The sequence below is a fragment of the Paroceanicella profunda genome (assembly GCF_005887635.2).
Lineage (GTDB): Bacteria > Pseudomonadota > Alphaproteobacteria > Rhodobacterales > Rhodobacteraceae > Paroceanicella > Paroceanicella profunda.
Genome location: NZ_CP040822.1, coordinates 91,813 through 106,040 on the forward strand (window position 1 = coordinate 91,813; position 14,228 = coordinate 106,040).

General features: G+C 71.3%; 15 protein-coding genes. 12 read left to right on the forward strand and 3 right to left on the reverse strand.

Annotation, left to right across the window (positions count from 1 at the left end):
* Positions 1-84: 84 nt before the first annotated feature.
* The 10 genes from FDP22_RS23075 (at position 85) to FDP22_RS23120 (ending at position 8,974) form a co-directional block, all read left to right on the forward strand.
* On the forward strand, positions 85-609 hold the full coding sequence (locus FDP22_RS23075) for a flagellar basal body-associated FliL family protein (RefSeq protein WP_138578646.1): 525 nt from the start codon (positions 85-87) through the stop codon (positions 607-609).
* Positions 610-649: 40 nt separating this feature from the next.
* Positions 650-1,483 carry a hypothetical protein gene (locus tag FDP22_RS23080; RefSeq protein ID WP_138578644.1) on the forward strand — a complete coding sequence of 278 codons (834 nt, stop codon included), beginning with the start codon at positions 650-652 and terminating at the stop codon, positions 1,481-1,483.
* Positions 1,480-2,067 (forward strand): MotE family protein, encoded by a 588-nt coding sequence (locus FDP22_RS23085; protein ID WP_138578642.1) that lies wholly within the window; start codon positions 1,480-1,482, stop codon positions 2,065-2,067. Before FDP22_RS23080 ends, FDP22_RS23085 begins: the two co-directional genes overlap by 4 nt.
* A gap of 115 nt (positions 2,068-2,182) precedes the next feature.
* Positions 2,183-3,052 carry a flagellar motor stator protein MotA gene (motA, locus tag FDP22_RS23090; protein ID WP_138578640.1) on the forward strand — a complete coding sequence of 290 codons (870 nt, stop codon included), beginning with the start codon at positions 2,183-2,185 and terminating at the stop codon, positions 3,050-3,052.
* The gene (locus tag FDP22_RS23095; protein ID WP_138578638.1) at positions 3,049-5,700 is read left to right on the forward strand and encodes a hypothetical protein; all 2,652 of its coding nucleotides are present in this window, start codon (positions 3,049-3,051) and stop codon (positions 5,698-5,700) included. Before motA ends, FDP22_RS23095 begins: the two co-directional genes overlap by 4 nt.
* A gap of 17 nt (positions 5,701-5,717) precedes the next feature.
* The gene (locus FDP22_RS23100; RefSeq protein WP_138578636.1) at positions 5,718-6,440 is read left to right on the forward strand and encodes a flagellar hook-basal body complex protein; all 723 of its coding nucleotides are present in this window, start codon (positions 5,718-5,720) and stop codon (positions 6,438-6,440) included.
* 19 nt (positions 6,441-6,459) lie between these two features.
* On the forward strand, positions 6,460-7,245 hold the full coding sequence (gene flgG / locus FDP22_RS23105) for a flagellar basal-body rod protein FlgG (protein ID WP_138578634.1): 786 nt from the start codon (positions 6,460-6,462) through the stop codon (positions 7,243-7,245).
* Positions 7,246-7,250: 5 nt separating this feature from the next.
* On the forward strand, positions 7,251-7,682 hold the full coding sequence (gene flgA / locus FDP22_RS23110) for a flagellar basal body P-ring formation chaperone FlgA (protein ID WP_138578632.1): 432 nt from the start codon (positions 7,251-7,253) through the stop codon (positions 7,680-7,682).
* The gene (gene flgH / locus FDP22_RS23115) at positions 7,679-8,437 is read left to right on the forward strand and encodes a flagellar basal body L-ring protein FlgH (protein WP_239032035.1); all 759 of its coding nucleotides are present in this window, start codon (positions 7,679-7,681) and stop codon (positions 8,435-8,437) included. The genes flgA and flgH overlap by 4 nt, the downstream gene beginning before the upstream one ends.
* A gap of 12 nt (positions 8,438-8,449) precedes the next feature.
* Positions 8,450-8,974, forward strand: a complete 525-nt coding sequence (locus tag FDP22_RS23120; RefSeq protein WP_138578630.1) for a flagellar basal body-associated FliL family protein — start codon at positions 8,450-8,452, stop codon at positions 8,972-8,974.
* 105 nt (positions 8,975-9,079) lie between these two features.
* Here FDP22_RS23120 and FDP22_RS23125 read toward each other — a convergent pair whose 3' ends face one another.
* Together FDP22_RS23125 and FDP22_RS23130 are read right to left on the reverse strand one after the other, a co-directional pair.
* Positions 9,080-9,751, reverse strand: coding sequence for a flagellar hook capping FlgD N-terminal domain-containing protein (locus FDP22_RS23125; RefSeq protein WP_138578628.1), 672 nt, complete (start codon positions 9,749-9,751; stop codon positions 9,080-9,082).
* Between the two features lie 24 nt (positions 9,752-9,775).
* Positions 9,776-10,504: a flagellar hook-length control protein FliK gene (locus FDP22_RS23130; protein WP_138578626.1), complete on the reverse strand. Its 729-nt coding sequence runs from the start codon at positions 10,502-10,504 to the stop codon at positions 9,776-9,778.
* Positions 10,505-11,590: 1,086 nt separating this feature from the next.
* Here FDP22_RS23130 and FDP22_RS23135 point away from each other — a divergent pair.
* Positions 11,591-11,944 (forward strand): rod-binding protein, encoded by a 354-nt coding sequence (locus FDP22_RS23135; RefSeq protein ID WP_138578624.1) that lies wholly within the window; start codon positions 11,591-11,593, stop codon positions 11,942-11,944.
* Positions 11,937-12,308 carry a hypothetical protein gene (locus tag FDP22_RS23140; RefSeq protein WP_138578622.1) on the forward strand — a complete coding sequence of 124 codons (372 nt, stop codon included), beginning with the start codon at positions 11,937-11,939 and terminating at the stop codon, positions 12,306-12,308. Before FDP22_RS23135 ends, FDP22_RS23140 begins: the two co-directional genes overlap by 8 nt.
* A 160-nt stretch (positions 12,309-12,468) precedes the next feature.
* On the opposite strand, the gene FDP22_RS23145 is transcribed toward FDP22_RS23140, so the two are convergent.
* The gene (locus FDP22_RS23145; RefSeq protein WP_138578620.1) at positions 12,469-13,920 is read right to left on the reverse strand and encodes a tetratricopeptide repeat-containing sulfotransferase family protein; all 1,452 of its coding nucleotides are present in this window, start codon (positions 13,918-13,920) and stop codon (positions 12,469-12,471) included.
* Between the last annotated feature and the right edge of the window lie 308 nt (positions 13,921-14,228).

Genomic DNA, 14,228 nt, shown 5'->3' on the forward strand with positions numbered 1-14,228 from the left:
ATATTCGCTGCCGCACACTTAACATTAAGTTAGTCCCTGCCGCGCTAGATGGGCCCATCGATCACTGGTTCCCGAGGATGCGCGATGAGCGATGCGACGATGGATGCGGAGGCCGTGGCGGAGGGCGCGTCCGACGCCGACGCCGCGCCGAAGAAGAAGGGCAAGGGTCTGCTCATCGGGCTCGTGGCCGCGGTGCTCTTCGGGGCGGGGGGCTTCTACGCCACCTTCTCGGGCATGGTGTCGCTGCCCTTCGGCGGCGGGGAGGCCGGCCATGCGGCGCCCGGGGAGCCGGTGCCCGAGCCGCTCTCGCCCATGGCTTTCCTGCCGCTGGGGGACATCGTCATCACCCTCGGCGCCCCGGCGGGGGCGCGGCAGCTGCAGTTCACCAGCCAGGTCGAGGTGAATCCCGATTACCGCGCCGATGTGGAGCTCTTGCAGCCGCGGATGCTCGACGTGGTCAACACCTATCTGCGCGCCGTCGAGCTGCGCGACCTCGCGGATCCCGCCGCGATGGGGCGGATTCGCGCCCAGTTGCTGCGCCGCATCCAGATCGTCACCGGCGAGGGCCGGGTGCGCGACCTGCTGATCACCAACTTCGTGCTGAACTGAGGCGCCGCATGCCCGGCGGCAGAGACCCGAGGAGAGTGCCATGGCGCTGATCGCCGACGGATTGATGATCGTGGCCTCGCTGGTCGCGGCGATCTACTGCATCGTGCTGTCGAGCCGTGTGCGCGGCCTCACGAACCTCGACCAGGGGCTCGGCGCGGCCATTGCCGGGCTCTCGCGCCAGGTCGACGGCATGCAGGGGGCGCTGGAGCAGGCCAAGCGGGCCTCCGGCGCCTCGGTGCGCGAATTGCGCGAGATGACGGCCAGGGCGGAATCCGCCGCGGGCCGGCTGGAGCTGCTGCTCGCCGCCCTGCACACCGATGACGCGGCACGCCCGATCCCCTCCGACCTGCGCGCCACCGCCCGGGCGGCGGCCGCCGCGGCCCCCGTCACCGCACCTGCCGAGACCGCCCCCCCCGTCGCCGCGGCGCCCCCGCCGATGGAGGAGGCGCCGGCCGCATCCTGGCAGGCGGAGCCCGGACGACCCGCCGGGGCCTTCTCCGGGGATCCCGGGCCCGACCCCGAACCGGATGCTGAACCGGAGCCGGACGTTGCCGCGGATGTCGGGCCCCCGCCGGCCCCCCTGGCGGAGGAGGAACCTTCCCCGCCCGCTCCGCTGGCCGCGGAAATGGCGGACGCGCTGCCCGAGCCCGAAATTGCTCCCGAGCCCGAGCCCGAGCCCGAGCCCGAGATCCTTCCCGACCCCCCGGGCGGCGAGCGCCCGGCACCGGCCTCCAAAACCTCGGACAGGATGGAGGAAAGCGAGGAGGGCGAGCTGGCACTTGCGCCGCCGCCCCCCCGGCCCGCTCCCGGGTCTCCCGCCGCCGAGAGCCTGCGCACTGCCCTTCGTGACCTTCTGGGAAGGAGAGAGACATGAGCCGCCCCCGCCGCCAGGCCGCGCCACGCGCGCTGATGCTCGTCGCCGTGTGTTTCGGCGGCTCGCTGGCCCTGCGCCTCACCGAACACGGCGAGGTGATCGCCGCGGAGCTTTCGGGACATGGCGAGGAGACTGTGGCCGGCGCCCCGGCCGTGACACCGGGCTGCAGCCCCGATCCGGGCGCCAACGACCTTCTGGCCGCGATCCGTGACCGGGAGGCCCAGCTCGAGGCGCGCGAATCCGAACTGGCCGGGCGCGAACAGATGCTCAGCGTGGCCCGGGCCAAGATCGAGGAACAGATCGCCTCGCTCGAGGATGCCGAGCGCCGCCTCGCCGACACGCTCTCCATTGCCGACAAGGCGGCCGAGCAGGACGTGGCCCGGCTGGTCTCGGTCTACGAGACGATGAACCCCAAGGCCGCGGCGCAGATCTTCGCGACCATGGACGTGAGCTTCGCCGCCGGCTTCCTCACCCGCATGCGCCCGGAAAGCGCCGCGGCGATTCTCGCCGGCATCGATGCGGACCGCGCCTATGCGATCTCCGCCACCATGGCCGGGCGCAATGCCCGCGCCCCCACCCAGTAGGGACTGGATGGGCCTGCGCTTCGCAGTTTCTTAACCCCGGCGGGCCGATACTCGGCCCGGTCAGGATCAGGCGGGAAACCCGCTCCATAATCCCTCAGCAACCGGGAGAAGCCCAGTGATCGGAATCATCGGGATCGTGGTCATCCTTGTCATGGTCTTCGGGGGCTACATCGCGGCCGGGGGCAAGATGGCGATCATCATCCATGCCCTGCCCTTCGAGATGATCATCATCGGGGGGGCGGCGGTGGGAGCGTTCATCATCTCCAATGACGGTGCGGCCGTGAAGCAGACGCTCAAGGACATGGGCAAGGTCTTCAAGGGCGTGCGCTGGAAGGGCCAGGACTTTCAGGATCTGCTCTGCCTGCTCTTCGAGCTGATCAAGATCGCCCGTCAGAACCCTGTCGAGCTCGAAGGCCATATCGAGAACCCGCATGAATCGGCGATCTTCGGGAAATACCCCAAGATCCAGCACGACCATGCCGCCGTGGACATGATCTGCGACACGTTCCGCAACGCCACGATGAACTATGACGACCCGAACCAGGTCGAGGAGGTTCTCGACAAGCAGCTCGACGCGGAAAAGCACCACGCCCTGCATTCCAGCCACGCCATGCAGCAGATCGCCGACGGCCTTCCGGCGCTGGGCATCGTCGCCGCGGTGCTGGGCGTCATCAAGACCATGGCCTCGATCGACCAGCCCCCGGCCGTGCTGGGCGGGCTGATCGGCGGCGCCCTGGTCGGCACCTTTCTCGGCGTGTTCCTGGCCTACGGCATCATGGGGCCCTTCGCGGCCAAGGTGAAGACCGTCTGCGAGGCCGATCACCAGTTCTACGTCCTGATCCGCGAAGTGCTGGTGGCCAACCTGCACAACCACGCCCCCAACATCTGCATCGAGGTCGGCCGGCAGAACACGCCGCATTCGGTGCGTCCGAGCTTCAATGCCATGGATGAGGCGCTGCGCAACACCAAGGGGGCGGCTGCATGAGTGTGCAGGTCCGCTCCGGACACGGGCCGGCGCCCTCTCCGGGCCCGCAGGCCGCCGGGCTTCGGGCCCGCGCCGCGGCCCTGGCATGGTCGGTCCTGCTGCCGGCGCTGGTGCTCTGTGCGCTGATCCTGCCGGCGGCGGCCCAGGCCCCCCTGCTGCTGCGCGCCGGCGATCAGAGCCGGATGTCGCGCCTCGTGCTCGACCTGCCGCCGGGCACGCCCTGGTCCACGGACCAGGACGGGCGCACGGTCATGGTCCGCTTCCCGGGCATCGCGCTGGACTTCGACACCCGCGCCATCTTCCCCGACCGGCGGGCAAGCCGGGTGCTCTCGGCCCAGGTCCGCAACGAAGTGACCGGGACCATCCTGTTCCTGACCCTGGCCTGTGACTGCACGGCCGAGAGCTTCGCGCTCGGCCCGCGCAAGCTGATCATCGACGTGCGCGACCGCACCAGCCCGAAGGACGCGGCCGAGGCGCCGCGTGCGCCCGAGGGCCGCGTCGAAGGCAACGTCGCGGCCGAAGCGCCGTCCCGCGAGGCACCGCCGGCCGGGGCCGCACCTGCTGCGCGCACGGCGGCTGCTCCGGAGGCACAGGCCCCCGCCGGCACCGCTCCCTCCGCGCAGGCCCCGGCGCCGCCTCCGCCAGCAGGCGCGGCCCCGCCCGCGGATCCGGCTGCCGCACTGGCCCATGCGCCGGACGGCGATGTCCCGGTTCCGACCCCCATGCCCCGCCCCGAAACCCGGCCGGCCCTGAAAGGCGACGATCTCGCCGCCATCGAGGCGGCCCGCAGCCGGCTGATGGAAAAGCTCGCCCGCGCGGCGGAGCAGGGCCTGGTCGAATTCCGGACCCCCGAGGCCGGCGCCGAGGCTGCGGAGGGCCAGGCCCCGTCTGCGGCCGCAGCGGCCGAGGCAGAGCCCGGCATGCCGGAGGAGACGGCCGGGGCCGACGGGGCGGACCAGCCGGCAGACGCGGCGCAGGCCACGGAGGGACCCGCGGCCGCCCCTTCTCCGGAGGATGGCCCTGCTCTCACGGTCACCACCGCGCGCGAGCGGGACCGGGCCGCGGACACGGAGGGTGCCGCCCCGCCACCGCCCTACTGCCTGCCCGAGGAAGCGCTCGACATCACCTCCTGGGCCAGCAGCGAGCCCGTCGTCACCCAGATCGCGGAGGCGCGTGCCGGGTTGATCGGCGAATTCGACCGCCCCGATCCGGAGGCGGTGAGCCGGCTCGTGCGGCTCTACATCCACTACGGATTCGGGCTCGAGGCCCAGGATCTGCTGGACAACATGGGCACCCAGATCCCGCGCAGTGCCCTGCTGCGCGACCTGGCCCGGGTGGTCGAGGGCGGCACGCCCCTGCCGGACGGGCCGCTGGCCCTGCAGGTCGGCTGCCCGGGCCGGGCCGGGTTCTGGGGGTTGCTCGCGGCCACGGACCCGGAGACCGGCACGGTGCCGCCCGGGATCCCCGTGCCCGACACCACGACGCTGCGGGATGTATTCTCGGAATTCCCCGCCGTGCCGCGCCGGCTGCTCGGGCCGCGCATGGCGCTCGGTCTGCTGGACCTGGGGCGGGAAGCCGATGCCGGGCTCGTGCTGTCGCTCACCGCCGTTCACCCCGGCGATCCCGGCGATGCCTATGAATACGCCCGGGCCAAGCTGCTCGAGGCGCAGGGGGCGCCGGAGGCCGCCGAGGTGATCTATCGCCAGCTCATCGACGACAACCGCCCCAATGCGCCGGCCGCGATGATCGCCCTCACCGAGAGCCGGCTGCAACGCGGCCTGCCCCCGCCGGGCGCGATGGCCGCCGATCTCGCCGGCCAGGCCCGGCAGGTCCGGCGCACCGAGCAGGGTCGCCGGCTGGAGGCTGCCGAAATCGAGGCGCGGGCTGCCAGTGGCGAACTGGACCGGGCGTTGCGCCTGATCGCCGACGATCTGGCCGAGACGCCGGGGCGCGGGGCCGAACTGCGCGAGGCGGCCGCGCGGGTTCTGGCCCGCAGCCGGGCGCCGGAGGCGGATCCGGCGAGCTATGCCGCGGCCGTCCTTGCGCATCGTACCCTGCTCTCCGAGGGGCCCGAGGCCGACCCTGCGCGGCTGATCGTGGCCGATGAGCTCACCCGCATCGGGCTGCCCAATGCGGCGCTCGACATCCTCGGCCCCACGCTGTCGCGCGGCGCACCCGAGGCCCGGCTTGCCGCTGCCCGCGCGCATGACCTGCTCGGCGAATCCACCCCGACCCTCGACCTGCTCGAGGGCATGGCCGGCCCGGATGTGGCCCGATTGCGCGCTGCCGCCCTCGCCCGGAGGCAGGATTATGCCGGCGCCCGCATCGCGCTCGCCGGCGCGGGAGACCGCCAGCGCGAAGCGACCCTGGCCTTCGCGGCGGGGGACTGGGCGGCCGCGCTGGAGGCACCGGACCCGGTTGCCCGGACCATGGCCGCCTATATGGCCGGCCTCGGCCCCGAGGCCGCCAACCTGCCCGGCGCGGCGGATGTCGCGGCGCCGCTCGCCGCCTTCCTCGCCACGCCCGTGCCCGAAGACGAGATCAGCCTCGCCGGCGCCCGCCAGACCATCGACCTGTCGCGCAGCGCCCGCGCCCTCATCACCGAGACCCTCGGTCTCCCGCCGCCCGCCCAGGCGCCGGGTGGCTGACCGGAAGGAGCCGGACCATGGATAATCCCAGTTACGTGACCCTCAGCCGCCAGAGCGGCCTGCAGAAGGCGATGACCGTCATCGCCAACAACATCGCCAACATGTCGACCAACGGGTTCCGCCGCGAAGGCGTGATCTTCGCGGAGATGTACGCGCCCATTCCCGGCCAGCCGGACACCATGGCGATGACCGCGGCGCGGGTGCGCCTCACCGACATGTCCGCCGGGCCGCTCACCACCACCGGCGGCACGTTCGATTTCGCCATCGACGGGCCGGGGTTCTTCACCATCGAGACCCCTGACGGGCCGCGCCTCACCCGCGACGGCGCCTTCGCCCGCAACATCGACGGCGAACTGGTCACCCTCGATGGCAACCGGGTGCTCGACGACGGTGGCGCGCCGATCTTCCTGCCCCCCGACTCGGCCTCGATCGCGGTTGCCGCCGACGGGACCATCGACGCCGATGGCCAGGCCCTCGGCGCACTCGGTGTCGTCGAGGTCGCCGACCCCAAGACCCTCATCCGCGAGGCCTCCGGCCTGTTTGCCACCGATGACGTGCTTCTGCCCTCCGAGACCAGCCGGATCCTGCAGGGCCGGCTCGAGCAGTCGAATGTCGACCCGGTGATCGAGATGACCCGGATGATCGAGGTCCAGCGCAGCTACGAACTCGGCTCCGGTTTCGCCGACCGCGAGGATGACCGGATCCGCAACCTCGTCCGCACCCTGGGCCAGCAGGTCTGACCACGAAAGGAAGCTTCCCATGCGCGCGCTCAACATCGCCGCCACCGGCATGCAGGCCCAGCAGATGCGGGTCGAGGTGATCTCCAACAACCTCGCCAACATGTCGACCACCGCCTACAACACCCGCCGGGCCGAGTTCGCGGACCTGCATTACCAGCAGGTCCAGCGCGCCGGCACGGTGAACTCGACCACCGGGGTGCTGCTGCCCGCGGGGGTGCAGCTCGGTCTCGGGGTCCGGGCGTCCGCCGTCTCGATGAATGTCGCCCAGGGCGCGCTCATGCAGACCGGGGGCGAGCTTGACCTCGCCATCGAGGGCAACGGCTATCTCGAGGTGCTGATGCCCAACGGCACCTCCTCCTACACCCGCGACGGGGCGCTGAAACGCGACCCGGACGGGCTCATCGTCACGTCCGACGGCTTTTCCGTGATCCCCGAAATCACCATCCCGCAGGACGCGACCGGCATCACCGTGAACGCGAACGGCGAGGTCTATGCCAGCTTTGACGACCAGGTCGACGATCAGCTCCTCGGCCAGTTCAGCCTGGTGAGCTTCTCCAACCAGAAGGGGCTCGAGGCGCTCGGCGGCAATCTCTACCGCGAGACCGCCGCCTCCGGGCAGCCGGTGGTGGGCGACCCCGGGGTCGACGGGCGCGGCACGTTCCGCCAGGGCTACCTGGAGGAAAGCTCGGTCGACGCGGTGCGCGAGATCACCGAACTCATCGAGGCGCAGCGCGGTTACGAGCTCAACGCCAAGGTCATCACCGCCGCCGACCAGATGCTCGGCGCCACGACCCAGCTCAGGTGAGCGTGATGGCAGGCCTGCTTCCCGTCCTGTTGCTCGGTTTTCTCGTGCCGGCCGCCCTGTTGGCCGGCGACAACACGCTGGTGGCCACCCGCGCGGTGCGCGCCTCCAGCGTGCTCGGCCCGGACGATGTCACGCTGCTGCCCGGCAGCACCCCCGGGGCCCTGTCCTCCCCCGAGGAGGCGATCGGGCAGGAGACCCGCGCCGCCCTCTATCCCGGCCGGCCGATCTATGCCGGCCAGGTCGGACCGCCGGCCCTGGTCGAGCGCAATGCCACCGTCATGCTGCATTTCCGCCAGGGAGCGCTGTTCATCTCCACCGAGGGGCGCGCCCTCGACCGCGCCGGCGAAGGCGAAACCGTGCGGGTGATGAACCTCACCTCGCGCCAGATCGTGCAGGGCCGCGTCGCGCCGGATGGCAGTGTGGAGGTCGGCCGATGACCCGCGCCCGGATGCCGGTCCGGCTGCTGCTGCTCGGGGTCGCGCTGGCGGCCACGGGCTGTTCGCGGCTCGAGAATGTCGGCAAGCCGCCGGAGATGACCCCGCCGGGCCGCCCGATGCCGGCCATGGCCCCGATCGCGGCCGAGCGCATCGCGCTGGCGACGCCGCGCCTGCTTCCGCCGCCCGAATCCTATGCGGCCGGTTCGCTGTGGCGCAATGGTCCGAGCTCGCTGTTCGGGGACCGCCGGGCCCAGACCCTGGGCGACATCGTCACCGTGGTGATCGAGATCGACGACAAGGCTTCGATCTCCAACGAGACCAAGCGTGACCGGACCGGCGACGAGAGCCTCAGCATTGCCGCCCTGCTCGGCCTGCCATCGGTGGCTGACGCGATCCTGCCGGCGGGTGCGGGCCTCGACCCGGCGGCGAGCATTGCCTCCAGTTCCGGCTCCACGGGCAAGGGAACGGTGGACCGGACGGAAAAGATCACCCTGCGGATTGCCGCCACCGTCACCGACATGCTGCCCAACGGGCACATGGTCATCACCGGCACCCAGGAGATCCGGGTCAATTACGAATTGCGCGACCTGCAGGTGGCCGGCGTCGTCCGCCCCGAGGACATCACCCGCAAGAACGAGATCACCTATGACAAGATCGCCGATGCCCGGATCCTCTACGGGGGCCGCGGCCAGATCACCGACGTGCAGCAACCCCGCTACGGCCAGCAAGTGGCCGACATCATCCTGCCCTTCTGAGGAGATGCGCCGATGAAGAAGCTCCTGCCCGTGATCCTGGTGCTGCTCGGCATCGGCGGAGGGCTGTTCGCCGGGCAGATGCTCAAACCGCCCGCTCCCGAGGAGGAGCAGGCCCATCTCGCGGTGACCGAACCTGCCCATGGCGATGCAGTGGATCACGCCGCCCCCGAGGGGGATCCGCTGGAGCCCACCCCGGTGAAGGTTCCCGAGGAGGGCTGGGAATACAACAAGCTCGACAAGCAGTTCATCATACCGGTGATGAGCGAGACCCGGGTGCGGGCGCTGATCGTCATGTCGATCTCCCTCGAGACCGAACCGGGGCTCGACACCCAGATCGCGACCCGCGAGCCCAAGCTGCGCGACGCCTTCCTGCGGGTGCTGTTCGAACATGAGCGCAGCGGCGGATTCTCCGGGGTGTTCACGGATCCGCGGACTCTTTCGGACTTGCGCATCAGCCTGCGCAAGGTGGCGCGCAGCATCGTCGGCCCCGGCGTGAACGATGTGCTGGTCACCGACATCCTGCGCCAGGACATGTGACAGGCAAGCCAGAAAGGCGGCCTGAGGGCCGCCTTTCTGGCGCGATCCTGTCCGAACATCCCAGGCTTCTTCAGACCGACCGTGCCGGCGACAGCACGGTCGGGGTCAGCCCTCGGCCGCGCGCAGGATGGAAACATCCTCGCTGTCGATGCGGCTGCCGTCGGAGAGCACCAGGATGGTGCTGTCGCTCTCACGCCGGACTTCGACGACGGGGGCGAACACCTCCACGGCGCGGTTGTCGAGGAGAGCCCCGTCGAGATAGCTCTCGATGGTGAAGCTGTAACTGCCTTCGGGCAGGGTGCCGGTGGTGCTTTCCCCGTCCCAGACGATCTGCTCGGCGGAAGGGCTGACGGTCACGCGGCCGACCTCGGTGCCGGCCTCGTCGCTGACCACGAGCACCGCGAGATCGGCGCCGGAGACCGGGTCGGCATAGAGGGTGAGCGGTGCGTTGTCATAGGGGGCCGCGGCGTAGGCCCGGACTTCGGTGCCGATCCAGTCAGACAGGCCCGCGGCGGACCCGTTCGAGAGCAGTTCGGCGATGGCTTTGAGGCTCTCGTTCGCCTGCACCTGCTGCTCCACGGCCGAGAAGGAGGCGAGCTGTGCCACGAACTCGGTCGATTCCACCGGCTCCAGCGGATCCTGGTTGCGCAACTGGGTGGTGAGCAGGGTGAGGAAGGTCTCGAAATCGGCGGTAAGGCCCCGGGTCCCGGTGCTGGTGGCCGCGGCTGCGGCGGAGGTGACCTGGGGGGAGGTGGCGGTTGTGCTGGGGATCTCCATGATCTGGCTCCATCGGGCTGGGGGCTAGAGGCGAATGTCGAGCGGTCCGTCGCGGCGCGGCGGTCCGGAAGGGGCCGGGCCGGCCTCTCCGGGAAGGGGGGAGGCGGCGGGGTCCGAGAAGGCGGAGAACCGTGCCGGCTGCCCCCCCGCAGGCGCGTGTTCGGACCGCTGTCCGGAAGAGCCGAAGGAAAGCTGGGCCCCCTGGAACCCGGCATTGGCGAGTTCGCGCTGCAGCAGGTCCGCATGGCGGCGCAAGAGGTCGAGGGTCTCAGGCCTGTCGACGGTCACCACGGCCGTGGCGCTGCCATCGTCGGTGGAGAGGCTGACGGTGACCCGGCCGAGTTCCGGCGGATCGAGGCGCAGTTCCACCCGGCGGCCGGCATCCCGACGGTCGATCGCGCTGACCACCTGGGCCACGAGATCGGCCGGGCGGACCGGCAGCGGAAAGGCCGGCACGGCCGGGCCGGCGGCGGTGAGGAACCCGGCCATCCGCGGAGGGGGCAGGGTGGTGAACCCGGGATCCTCCAGCGCATCGGCCTCGGGCTCCATGTCCGGCACGGCGGTGCGCAGGACCTGCGGGGAGACCGTGGGCACTGCTGCCGGCGGAACAGGGCTGAAAGCGGGGGCGGGTGTCGCGGCCCGGGCCACGTGCTCCGGGCCCGGGTTGCGCGGGCTGGCCTCCGGTGCGGGCGCGGGGTCCGGATCCTCGGTGGCCCGGGCGGCCTCGTGCGGGGGCACCGGTGCGCCTGCCATGACCGTTGCGGAGCCGGGCGAAGCCGGCGCGGGCGCGCGCCCGGGCAGGGTGGCAGCGGCACTGTCGCCGGAGGGACGAGGGTCCGGCCCGGCCCGCGGGGGGAGGGCGGGTTCGTCATGCTGATCTGCCGTGAGGCGGAAATCGGCGGGCGTGGCCGGACGCGCCGTGGCTGGGGCGGGTGTCGGGGTGCTGCCCGGCTCCGGCGCGGCGGTTGCGTCTTTCGTCGGGCCGGAACCGGACAGCGCCGGGGCAGCGACGGCCGAAGGCAGGGGCGCGGATGGCGGGGCGTCCTGATCGCCCGATGGCGCCGGGGTAGCGGCAATCGCCCCGGCAACCTGCCTGTCCGGGGCCCCGGCGAGGGGGACAGCGGCTGGTGGCGGCGCGGGCAGCCTGTCCGCCTGTGCAGGCGTGCCGGCGTCCTGTCGGGCGGCGAAAAGAGCCGAGATCGCGTCCGCGGCTGGCGGGCGCCCGTTCGGGGTGGCCGGCGCGGCTGGGGGAGGGCGGCCCGGAGAATCAGCGCGTCCGGCCTCGGCCGGTGCCGCGGCGCCGGCGGTTCGGAGCGGCGTGGCAACAGCCGCGGAGACCGTTTCCGCGGACAGGAGTTCCGCGAACTCTCCGGCGGGGGGGAGGGCCGCGGGAGGCAGGGTCCCCTGGGCCGCGGCGTCGGCGCCGATCTCCGCGTCGGGCCTGCGCCGGGCGGGCCGGCCGGTCCCGGCCTCCTGTGCTCCGGCGGCACCGTCGCGCGCCTGCTCCGGCGCGGCGGAGGCGCTGTCGGAGGCGGTATTTCGCGCGGCGCGGCGCGGGGTTTCGCGGCGCGCGGCCTGTTCCGTCCCGGCCTCCTGCGCGGCGGCGGGGCCGCGCGCGCCCCGCGCCTGCGTGCGGGACGGCCCGGCCGCCGTGCCGCCGGACGGCCCGGCAGATGGGAAGACGGGCACGCTCATGCCGAAACCGTGCTTTTGCCGTTCATGACAGGTACCGATTGCTCCGTTGCGGGGAAACTGCCCGGTCAGCATGCCGCGCAAGCCTTACCAATCATTTACCGAAACCGGCGAAACTGGTGCGACGCATCGATGATGGAGCCGCGCATGACCAGCCCGACCCTTGCAGCCCCGGCCTTTAGAGCCCCGGCCCCTGTGCCCGTCGCCCTGCCGGGCCCCGCCCTGCCCGGCGCGGCCGCCGGGGGGGAGGCGGCGGAGGCGCGCACTGCCCGGTTGCGCCAGGCCGCGCAGGAGCTCGAGGCGAGTTTCCTCGCGGAAATGCTCAAGGCCGCCGGGTTCGGCAAGGCGCGGGAGGGCTTCGGTGGCGGTGCGGGGGAGGATGCCTTCGCCAGCCTTCTGGTGCGGGAGCAGGCCGGGATGCTGGCGGCGCGGGGGGGTGTCGGCCTGGCCGAGCACATCTATCACGCCCTTGTCGCGCGTGGGGGAGGCGGGGATGTTTGAGCGCCTGTCCTGGGGCCACCGGGCCCGCCGTGTGCTCTCGATGCTGGCCGAGGAACGTGGCCTGCTGCAGAGCGCGCGGCTGGCGGACCTTGTCAGCCTTTCGCAGAAGCGGGACCGGCTGGTCGACGATCTCGCCAGCCGGCCGGGGCGGAGCGACGAGGACACCATCGCCATGCTGGAGCGCATCCGCAGCGAGGCCCGGCGCAACCAGCGTCTCATCGAGGCGTTCCGCAAGGGGGTGGAGGACGCGCGGACCCAGCTGGAGCGCATCGAGAAATCCACCACCGAGATCGGGCTCTACTCCTCCAGCGGCAGCCGCCTTCCCGACCCGCCGACCCGGGCCCGGTCCGACCGCCGCGCCTGACCCGCTCCCCGCCCCGTGACGAGGCCGGGCGGGGGCGGGACGGCGCACCGGCATGCGGGGCGCATGCCGCTTTCCGGCCTGGGCCGGAAAGGTGATCCGGGGACCGGATCACGTGCGCCCCGGCGCATCGCTCCGGCCGGATCTCCCGGGAGTGCCGGGGTCAGAGCCGCGGGCGCGCCCAGGCTTCGATCTGCTCCATGCCGCCGAGCGCCTCGATCAGCGGGTCGAGCCTGGTGCCGTAGCGTTTCCATTTGTCCACCGACCGGTTGTTCACCCCCTCACGCACCTGGGCGGCCGATGCGGTGCGCACCGTGCGGGTGCTGCTGGCGGGGTCGAGGCAGGCCGGGTCCCAGTCGAGCTCCAGGAAGGCGATCAGCTCACGCACATGCGGCTCGAAATCCGTCACCATGTCCTCGTAGACGATCTCATGCATGCGCAGCGGCAGCACCTCGCGCCAATGCGCCATCACGCGCTGGTAGGCCCGGTACTGTCCGGCCAGCGCCTCAATGGTGTTGGTGTAGGAATACTGGACGTCGTTGAAGCGCTGGAACAGGCAGGAGACGCAATTGTCGAGCGGGTGGCGGTGGATCACGATCACCCGCGCGTTCGGGAACATCCGCGAGATCAGCCCGAGCCGGAACACGTTCTCCGGCAGCTTGTCGATGAAGCGGCGGAAGGTCTGTCCGGGGGCGAAGCCGTGCACCTGGCTCATCAGGTACTGCGCCGCGACCTCCTCGACCTGGGGAACGATGGTGCGCACGGATTCGAAGGCATTGGTGATCCGGGTGTTCTGGGAGGCCCAGTTCATCGCCAGGATCTCCGCGGTCCGGCAGCCCGAAAGCTCCCCCGCCGCCAGGATGTCCGGGTGGCGCGAGAGCACCGTCTCGGTGAAGGTCGTGCCCGAGCGCGGCATGCCCAGGACGAAGACCGGCGCCTCGCTCGGATCGCCCCCGCAGGGCTGCCGGGTCAGCGCCTCGCGGGTGTTGGCGCGGATGATGCGCTCCACGTTCTCCGAGTCGAGATTGCACTCCACCCCATAGGCCTCGCCGCCCAGCAGGGCATGGTCGAAGGCCTTGTCATACGCCTTCGCCCGATCGTAGACCTTGGCCAGCCCGTAATGGGCGAAGCTGCGCTCGACCCGGTTCAGCCCGCCTTTCTCGATCAGGCCGTGCAGGCGGTGCACGATCGGGTCGTCCGGGCCGGCATTGCTCATGGTGCAGTAGTTGTACATCGGGTTGATCTTCTCGGGCTGCATGTCGATGGCCCGAAGCATCATGCGGCTGGCCTCCTCCAGCTCCCCGGCGAAATAGAGAAAATTCGCGTAATTCCACCAGCGGCTCGGCTCGTCCGGCTTGAGCGACAGGCTCTCGCGCAGGATGCGCAGGCCGCGCGCCGTCTCGTCCATGTTGCACAGGCTGGCCCCGAGATAGAACAGCAGCCCGGAATTGCGCGGATCCTTCTTCAGCGCGCGCTCGAAACAGGCCACCGCCTCGGCATACTGGCCGCGGCCCATGTGCTTCACGCCTTCCTCGAAATGGCGCACGCCATAGCGATGCTTCTTGGAGACAGGCTGCGCCTTCACCTTCGGCTTCTTCTGCTGGATGACCCGCATCTCGCGCTCCTCTTCCGCGCCCCTGTGGCGCGGGGGAAGGCTAGGGGCAAATCCTCGCCTCAGGGTTAACGGATCCTCTCGCCGAAGCCCCGGTATATCGTTGTAAGTTTTAAGCAATTCCCGGAGCGCGGTAAGACTCCGTTATGGATTCTGGGCGAGTTTCCGGACTGCGGCCCGGGATGGGTTGGCGCAGACCGGGCGAGGGCACGGCACGGACCGACAGAAGGTCGTGCCTGCGGACCTCTCGCGGAACTGCACACGTCAGAATGGCGGCTCACGGGCCGGGAGCAAACCCGGCCACCCATCAC